Genomic DNA, 8,171 nt, shown 5'->3' with positions numbered 1-8,171 from the left:
GTTGAGCAACAGTTGGCGATCTGACCCGCACGGAAGTCCGATTGCCGGAATTGACATTGGTGCCGCCGCCGCGAATTGAAGCTTTGTCCGCGATCTGTAAGTTCGACCTGCATGGAATTTTTCGCTCGCGGCAAAGGACCGCAATGCGGGCTGCGACCGCAGAATCCAGATGGGTCGTTGGATGTCGGCTCAGGGCCGGTGTTTTCTCCGTATGTAGTCATCCTAGTCAGATAGGCCGCCACTAATGGGCGTGTGTTCGTCGAACGACAGATGACGTGTCTTTTCCGGATTGCGAACAACGTAAACAGCGGTAATCACGTCGTATTCGATCTCCAACGACATCGTTTGCAAAAGGCCGCTCGCTTCATGGCTGAGGATCGATGGCAGATTGTTCAGGTGGCAGAATTGCCATTGCTGGACAGATTGATCAGAGTATTTACGCGCCAATCCAGACAATAGCCGCATCACCTTATCTCGGCCCAAAATCGGATTGAGTGTCGCCAGCACTTTGCCGCCGCCATCCGAAACAAATCTTACGTCTTGCGCAAGCAATTTGGTAAGAACGTCGGTGTCGCCGCTTTTGGCGGCCATGAAAAATGCCTTGGCGATGGCTTCGCCTTGTTGCGGCTCAACCTGTGTTCGAGGTTTGCTGCGCTGCACATGTTTCCGCGCTCGGCTGATAAGCTGGCGGCAGGATTCAGGTGTGCGTTCCAGTGCCGATGCCAGCTCGTCATATGATTGCTCGAACACATCGTGGAGCAGAAATGCTGCCCGCTCGAGAGGTGTCAGCCGCTCCAGCGCCAGTAGGAGTGCCACTGAGACGTCACGGTCCAGTCGCTCGGTGGCATCATCTGTGATCAGTGGTTCCGGCAACCACTCGCCGGGATATGTTTCGCGTCGAATACGCGCGGCCCGCATGTGATCCAAACATAACCGCGTAACGGTTCGGATCAGAAAACCCGTCGCGTCCCGCACACTGGCATGATCAACCTTCTGCCAACGCAAAAATGCGTCCTGTACTACATCCTCCGCGTCGCCAACGGTGCCCAGCATTCGATAGGCGACCGCAAACAAGCGCGGTCGCAGATCGACAAAAATCTGGTCGTTGACGGGTGAAATCATATGACTCATGCGGCCGAGGCCTCCTTGGCGGCAGGATGTGGCGTTGCAAAGCCAATAGCAATGCGGTTCCAGGCATTGATCGTTGTCACAACCAGCGTTAGGGCGATCTTTTCCTGATCTGAAAACTGAACGGCCATCTCTTTATAGATGTGATCCGGTGCACCATTCTGCTCGATGCGGGTCAGCGTTTCGGCCCAGGCAAGAGCGGCGCGTTCACGCCCGGAATAAAGAGACGACTCTCGCCACGCGTTCAGTAAGTGAAGCCTGTCTTCACTCTCACCCTGCGCACGCGCGTCATGGGTGTGCATGTGAATGCAGAAAGCGCAGCCGTTGATCTGCGACACGCGCAATTTTACCAGTTCGATTAGACTGTGCTCAAGGCCGGATGTTTTGAGGCATTCCTCCATGTCGAGCATTGGCTGCATAAGTTGCGGGGCAACGGCGAAGTGGTTTAGGCGGGATTGCATGAGGTGCTCCTGTATTCGGGTGTATAGAAACAGGACGCGGCAGGCGTGGAGTTTGTGACATGGGTGCGTAACAAATCAGTTTTTATTGCGTAGGGTGGACAGTTATATATCAATCGAGTTGCGCAAAGTTCACCAGTGTTTCGCGAATGCTTTACTCGACTGCAGGTGCCCTGTTTCCAAGGTGCGCCATGTTCTGAAAATGTGATGGTTTCTTGGGAGGCGCTTAATTTATCAGTATTTATTTCGTATCTTCGTCAACCGCCTCGCCCAGTGCTTTAAGCAGTCCATTCAAGTTATCGCGCTGCTCGGGCGATAAACCGTTCATAAGCCGATGTTGTGTTTCAACGTGATCTGAGACGGCATTTTCGATTTTTGAGAACCCGTCCCTCGTCAATCGGATCAAGAAGCCGCGTTTGTCTTCCGGATTTGGCGCGCGCTCGACCAAGCCGGCCTTGACGAGCTGGTCAATTCGGTTGGTCATTGTCCCCGATGTCACCATGGTCAGGTCAAGCAATTCCCCCGGCGACAGGCCTTCAGGCTTTCCGGACCTGCGCAGGGTCGCCAGCACATCAAAGCTGGCGAGGTTGAGCCCGTAGACCTTCCAGGTTTTGTCCATCTCTTTTCTGAGCTGAGCCGCCAGGCGGGAAAGACGCCCAATCGTTTCCATCGGTCCCACATCGAGGTCGGGGCGGGCTTTGTTCCATTGAGAAATTATACGATCGATGTGGTCCATAGAAGCATATTGCGAAGTTTTATCTTGACGTCAAGAGAATATAAGATATCTTGACGTCAAGATATATGGAGATCCCTCATGAAACGTCATGTCGACATCGCGCTCACTGCCATCGCGCCGCTGATCTGGGGCAGCACGTATTACGTTACGACTGAATTCCTTCCTGCTGGGTGTCCAATCACAATGGCTGCCCTGCGTGCGCTGCCTGCTGGCCTGCTATTGCTCGTTCTGGCCCGGCAACTGCCGCAGGGTATCTGGTGGATACGCGCTTTCGTTCTTGGTGCGCTCAATTTCACCGTGTTCTGGACATTGCTATTTGTGGCGGCGTACCGGCTGCCTGGTGGTGTAGCCGCAACGGTTGGGGCGGTTCAGCCTTTGATTGTCGTATTCTTGGCTGCGATGCTGATTGGTACGACGGTCAAGTTATCTGCGGTGATCGCGGCACTGATCGGTATCTTTGGGGTTGGACTTCTTGTTCTTGGTTCGGGGGTTTCACTTGATCCGATTGGGTTACTCGCAGCTATCGGCGGCGCAGTCTCCATGGGAGCTGGCACAGTTCTGACCCGGAAGTGGCAAGCCCCCGTGCCCCTTTTAACCTTGGCGGCCTGGCAGCTTTCGGCAGGGGGGCTGTTGCTGATGCCGCTGGCATATCTGTTTGAGCCTGCGCTTCCGCCGTTGAAATCGCAATTTTTCACCGGAATCGCCTATCTCACTCTGATCGGGGCTGCGCTGACATACATCTTATGGTTCCGAGGTGTTTCCCGGATCGAGCCCGGCGCCGTTTCAGCCCTTGGTTTTCTCAGCCCGCTTTCCGCAGTCGTTATTGGCTGGATGCTTCTTGGCCAGGCTCTGACGCCCACCCAGATCGCCGGAGCCGGAGTGGTGCTCACGGCAATCTGGCTTGGGCAGCGTGCCGGGCGTATCAGCCCTCTCGTTCTTTCAGAAACTGCCCATACACACCTCAATCCAAAAGGAGAATGCTCATGAAACTTGTCGTATTTGGTGCAACTGGCGATGTCGGTTCTCGTGTCGTGACTGAGGCGATCTCGCGTGGCCATGACGTTACCGCGGCAGTTCGAAACGAGGCAGGGATCGAAAACCTGCCCAAAGGCGCCAAGCCGATTGTTGCGAATGTTGCGGACCCTGCGGCTTTGGCCGCGGCCATGGCTGGTCAGGATCTGGCCGTAAGCGCTGTGCGCGCACCAGCCGGGCGTGAGGGCGAAGTCGTTGCTCTGACCCGTTCCATTTTGGACGCCGCATCCCTTGCAGATCTTCGGGTGATCATTGTCGGCGGTGCCGCGCGTCTGCATCTACCCGATGGTAGCCCACACACCGTCTTGACAGATCCCGACTTTCTGCCCGAGAGCATTGTTCCAACCGCGCGTGCATCCATGGCACAGTGGGAACTCTGTTCATCCGATGCCTCGGCAAACTGGACCTATGCCAGCCCATCCGCATTATTGCAGCCCGGTGAGCGCCTGGGTGTCTTCAGAACCGACACAGATAACCTGATTGTCGATGACGCCGGTAACTCAAAAATTTCCATGGAAGATTTTGCTGTGGCAATTGTCGATGAGGCTCAATCGGCCAAGTTTCTACGCGCCGCCTTTACCGTAGGCTATTGAAACGCGAATACCTAGTCGTTCAGGGAGAGCACGCCGTCTGCAGTTTGCAAGCGGCGTGTTATTCCAGATGCAGTCTCGTCACGCGACCTTACGAAAACGAACAACCCGAGCGACATTTTGTCGAATACGCTATCCGCTTTACAGCGTGCTTACGCGGGCCGACGGGATCTACCGTTAGGACTGCAGGCACAAAGGCAATGGGCATTGTAAGGTTAAGGATTTCATCGATAGTCAAATTCCTGCGCAGAACTTTTTGGCGAATTTTCTTCTGGCTAGTTTTCGAATGGAACAGTTGAGAGGATTGCAAAGTTCGCGATGACAAAACTCACGGGCGAATGACGGCTTTGATGTGCCGGCTGTGGGTTCAGCTGGCCATCGATTTCGCACTCGCGGCGAATGTCGGGAAAGCGGGCTGCGACCGCAGCGGCCGAGTGTGGTAGTCAACGACTGGTTAGGGCCGTCTTCGATCATGCTTAGTGGCTCGCATAGGACCGATGTAGCACCTTTTCTGAGTTCGGCAGAGAGCCACGACGACGGGTGTAGAATTAATGACGGACGTCAGCGTCACAGGATTGCAGATCCTTGGAATCCTGCGAGGCCGGAAATCGTGGCGGGCGACCTGCAGATCTCTAGGAACCGCTCCATCAGCGCCGTCTGCAAGGCTTGGTGCGAGCGGGCAATCACCACCCTGTAATGGCCAATTTCTTCCTTGAGCGGCCGCGCAACGATAGGGTCGCCTTCTATTGTGCGGTTCTGTTTGGGGGGAAAACCCACAAGTGTGAACCCGAACCCCTTGCCGACATAAGCCTGGACAAGTTCACGCGATTGGGACTGGAACGGCACTTCTGGGTGAATGCCCGCGGCCTGTAGAAGTTGCAGGTAGCTGGGGCCAGGGCCGGCAGGTGAAACCGCAATGTAGGGCAGATTGTTCAGTTCGGACAGGCTGATCCGGCTTTTGGCTGCCAAGGGGTGTGTCGCTGACAACAAGACCTGAGGGGGAAGTTCCAAAAGAACTTCTGCATGGTGCCGCCGCTTGTCGAGCCCTTGGTCAAAGATCACCAGCGCATCCACCTCGCCCGCATCCAGCGCCTCTACCAAAGCCGGATAGTCTGCCTCTTTCACTTCAATTCGGACGCCGGGGTGGTTTTCGCGAAAAGCAATTACTGCGGGCAGGACGATCCGCTGCGCTAATGCATGATGGGTGCCAATGTGGATCCTGCCCGCCCGGCCTGACGCAAGATCTGTGGCCCGCCGATCCAGCCCAGATGCGTGAACCAGCAGCGCGTCTGCCTGTGCGACAAAGTCCTCGCCCGCGCGGGTCAGCCGCATGCCTTGCGCAGGAAACCGGTCGAACAGGGTCACGCCGGTGGCGGCCTCCAGCTTATCCAGTGCCGACGCGATGGCGGCGGCAGAGACATTCAGTTGCCGCGCCGCCTGTGCGATCCCGCCCTGTCTCGCTGTTTCCGACAGGTAGGTGAGTTGGCGAAGGGTGAAGCGAAACATCGGAAATACCTATCTTTGCGGACGATTAAATCAGTTTTTCTGACCTTGAGGCAATCTCTATGCTCCGGTCAGGACAGATTGGAGGCCGGTATGGAAATAATACCTCTGACGGGCGGATTGGGTGCGGAAATCCTTGGGGTGGATATCCGTCGCGGCGCAGATTTTGATGCGATCCAGCGCGCTTTTGCCAAATACTCGGTGATCGTGCTGCGGGGCCAGAACGTCGGTCCTGAGGATCACCTGGCATTCGCCCGCCGTTTTGGGCCGATAAACGTGAACCGGTTCTTCAAGCCGGTTGAGGGCCATCCGGAAATCGCCACGGTGCTGAAGGAGAGGGACCAGACCGAAGCGGTTGGTGAGGGATGGCATACAGACCATTCCTACGATCAGGAACCGGCGATGGGCTCCATTCTGCACGCAATCGAGGTGCCGCCCTATGGCGGCGACACGCTGTTTGTCTCCATGGGTGCCGCCTATGAGGCGCTCTCTGCGCCGATGCGACGCTTTCTCGACAGTCTGACGGCTGTGCACTCCTCGCGCCATGTGTTCGGCGCCTCCGCGATGGACAGCGAGGCGGTGAAATCGGGCCGCCTGGGCAACGCAGAGGCCGCCACGCAGGACGCGCGGCATCCGGTTGTCATCACCCATCCATTGAGCGGACGGCGCGGCCTTTTTGTGAACCCGGTTTTCACAACCTGTATAGAAGGGCTGACCCCAGACGAATCCGCGGCGCTTCTGGCCATGCTTTATGCCCATTGCCAGCAACCCGAGTTTCAATGCCGGGTGCGCTGGCAGGCCGGTGACATCACGATGTGGGACAACCGCGCCACCTGGCACAAGGCGATCAACGACTATCACGGCTACCGGCGCCTGATGCACCGTGTCACTGTCGAGGGCGTTCCGCTTGCGCCCGTCGTCGCAGCCTTAGCCTAATTGAAAGCACCGGTATGACCGACCGTAACCCGCAGTCCAACGCCAGCCGACCCAATGTCATTCTGATCCTCGCGGACGACATGGGGTTTGCCGATCTCGGCTGCACCGGGTCTGAAATCCAAACCCCCAACATCGATGCCCTCGCGCGGGGCGGCGTGATGCTGTCTGCGATGTACAACTGCGCCCGTTGTTGCCCCACTCGCGCCTCGCTCCTTACCGGGCTTTATCCGCACAATGCTGGCGTCGGCCATATGGGCGCCAATCTTGGCACGGCCGCCTATCAGGGCTTCCTGCGCAACGACAGCGCCACCATTGCCGAACACCTGCGCGCCAGCGGCTATGGCACGCTGATGTCCGGAAAGTGGCATGTGGCCGGTGATTTCGAAGCCCGCGAGGTGGACAGCTGGCGGGTCGGCGATGTCGAGCACCCGACCCCGCGACAGCGTGGCTTTGACCGCTTCTACGGGATCATGGACGGGGCCACGCATTTCTTTTCGCCGCACTACATGCTGGAGGATGATGCCCGTGTCGAAACCTTCCCGGACGATTTCTACTTCACCGAAGCCATCACCCATAAGGCCATTGGCATGATCGAAGGCGCGGTAGCGGAAGAGAAACCCTTCTTTCTCTACCTCGCCCATACCGCGCCGCACTGGCCGCTGCATGCACACCCCGAGGACATCGCGAAATATGACGGCGTCTATGCCAAGGGCTGGGACCAAATCCGCACCGCACGCCACGAAACCATGAACGGTCAAGGCGTGTTCCAGCGCGGCTGGGACATCTCCCCGCGTGACAGCACGGTGCATGGCTGGGAGCATGAGGCAAACAAGGATTGGGAGGTCAGCAAGATGGCCACATATGCGGCAATGGTGGACCGCATGGACCAGTCGATTGGCAAACTGATTTCGGCCCTGAAGCGGCTCAGGCAATTCGACAACACGCTGATCCTCTTCCTCTCCGACAACGGCGGCTGCGCCGAATTCATGGCCGAGGACGGCTGGGCGAAGTTCTACCCGGACAAAACGCATGATGGCAGGCAGATCACGATGGGCAATGTGACAGGTTTGCGCCCCGGCGATGCCCAGACCTTTCAAAGTTATGACAAGCCTTGGGCCAATGTCTCCAACGCACCGTTTCGGCTGTACAAACATTATGTGCATGAAGGCGGCATCTCGACCCCGCTGGTTGCCCATTGGCCAGATGGATTCAGGCCGCGTGGTGCCGCCCATGCGGCCTGCCATGTGGTTGATATCCTGCCAACCATCCTGGAGGCCACCGGTGCCGCCTATCAGAGCGAGTTGGGTGGCCATGAAATCCAACCGTTGCAGGGAGAGTCGCTGCTGAGCCTCTTTCAGGGCAAGGACTGGCAGCGCGAACAGCCGATCTTCTGGGAGCACGAAGGAAACGCGGCGATCCGCCTCGGTCAGTTCAAACTCGTGCGCCTGCATGATTACCATTGGGAGCTTTACGACATCGAGGCCGACCGCACCGAACTGACCAATCTTGCAGGCCGCAGCCCTGCGCTTGAGAAAGACCTTATCCGCCAGTACCAGGCCTGGGCTGACACCTCCGGAGTCCTGGACTGGAACGAAGCGCTGCCGAAACTTCTGGCCGCGTGGAAGATGGAAACTCCAAATGGCTGAAACTGATGGCTAAGCGTCCACTGAGGGTCCCCTGGTAAAGGACGGGTTTGTCCGGGATTGCCAACTTGCAGTCGCACCTGAGGCTGTTTAGCCGGTCTCCATGAATATACCAGCTGAGATGCCACGCCTGAAGGGCTACCGT

8 protein-coding genes are annotated in these 8,171 nt (G+C 57.4%); 4 read left to right on the top strand and 4 right to left on the bottom strand.

Going from position 1 to position 8,171, the window contains the following annotated elements; all coding sequences use genetic code 11:
• Window positions 1-222: 222 nt before the first annotated feature.
• The 3 genes from ACR0JI_RS21590 to ACR0JI_RS21580 form a co-directional block, all read right to left on the bottom strand.
• Entirely contained in the window at window positions 223-1,131 is a 909-nt protein-coding gene (locus ACR0JI_RS21590) for a sigma-70 family RNA polymerase sigma factor (RefSeq protein ID WP_480496615.1), read from the bottom strand.
• Complete coding sequence (locus ACR0JI_RS21585) at window positions 1,128-1,589, bottom strand: carboxymuconolactone decarboxylase family protein (RefSeq protein ID WP_170592554.1); 462 nt, start codon at window positions 1,587-1,589, stop codon at window positions 1,128-1,130. Before ACR0JI_RS21585 ends, ACR0JI_RS21590 begins: the two co-directional genes overlap by 4 nt.
• 238 nt (window positions 1,590-1,827) lie before the next feature.
• The gene (locus ACR0JI_RS21580) at window positions 1,828-2,322 is read right to left on the bottom strand and encodes a MarR family winged helix-turn-helix transcriptional regulator (RefSeq protein ID WP_170592557.1); all 495 of its coding nucleotides are present in this window, start codon (window positions 2,320-2,322) and stop codon (window positions 1,828-1,830) included.
• Between the two features lie 78 nt (window positions 2,323-2,400).
• On the opposite strand from ACR0JI_RS21580, the gene ACR0JI_RS21575 reads away from it, so the two are divergent.
• Together ACR0JI_RS21575 and ACR0JI_RS21570 are read left to right on the top strand one after the other, a co-directional pair.
• Window positions 2,401-3,309 carry an EamA family transporter gene (locus tag ACR0JI_RS21575; RefSeq protein WP_480496612.1) on the top strand — a complete coding sequence of 303 codons (909 nt, stop codon included), beginning with the start codon at window positions 2,401-2,403 and terminating at the stop codon, window positions 3,307-3,309.
• Window positions 3,306-3,947: an NAD(P)-dependent oxidoreductase gene (locus tag ACR0JI_RS21570; protein WP_223117064.1), complete on the top strand. Its 642-nt coding sequence runs from the start codon at window positions 3,306-3,308 to the stop codon at window positions 3,945-3,947. Before ACR0JI_RS21575 ends, ACR0JI_RS21570 begins: the two co-directional genes overlap by 4 nt.
• 564 nt (window positions 3,948-4,511) lie before the next feature.
• Here the strand turns inward: ACR0JI_RS21570 and ACR0JI_RS21565 are convergent.
• On the bottom strand, window positions 4,512-5,450 hold the full coding sequence (locus tag ACR0JI_RS21565; RefSeq protein ID WP_480478496.1) for a LysR family transcriptional regulator: 939 nt from the start codon (window positions 5,448-5,450) through the stop codon (window positions 4,512-4,514).
• A gap of 90 nt (window positions 5,451-5,540) precedes the next feature.
• Between ACR0JI_RS21565 and ACR0JI_RS21560 the strand changes: the two genes are divergently transcribed.
• Entirely contained in the window at window positions 5,541-6,383 is an 843-nt protein-coding gene (locus ACR0JI_RS21560) for a TauD/TfdA dioxygenase family protein (protein WP_480478494.1), read from the top strand.
• Between the two features lie 14 nt (window positions 6,384-6,397).
• A complete protein-coding gene (locus ACR0JI_RS21555) occupies window positions 6,398-8,029 on the top strand; it encodes an arylsulfatase (RefSeq protein WP_480478492.1) in 1,632 nt (543 codons plus the stop codon).
• Window positions 8,030-8,171 lie beyond the last annotated feature (142 nt).

It is taken from the genome of Ruegeria sp. N10 (genome assembly GCF_056531545.1).
Note: the sequence above shows the minus strand (reverse complement) of the source record. Positions and strands in the feature narration are given on the sequence as shown.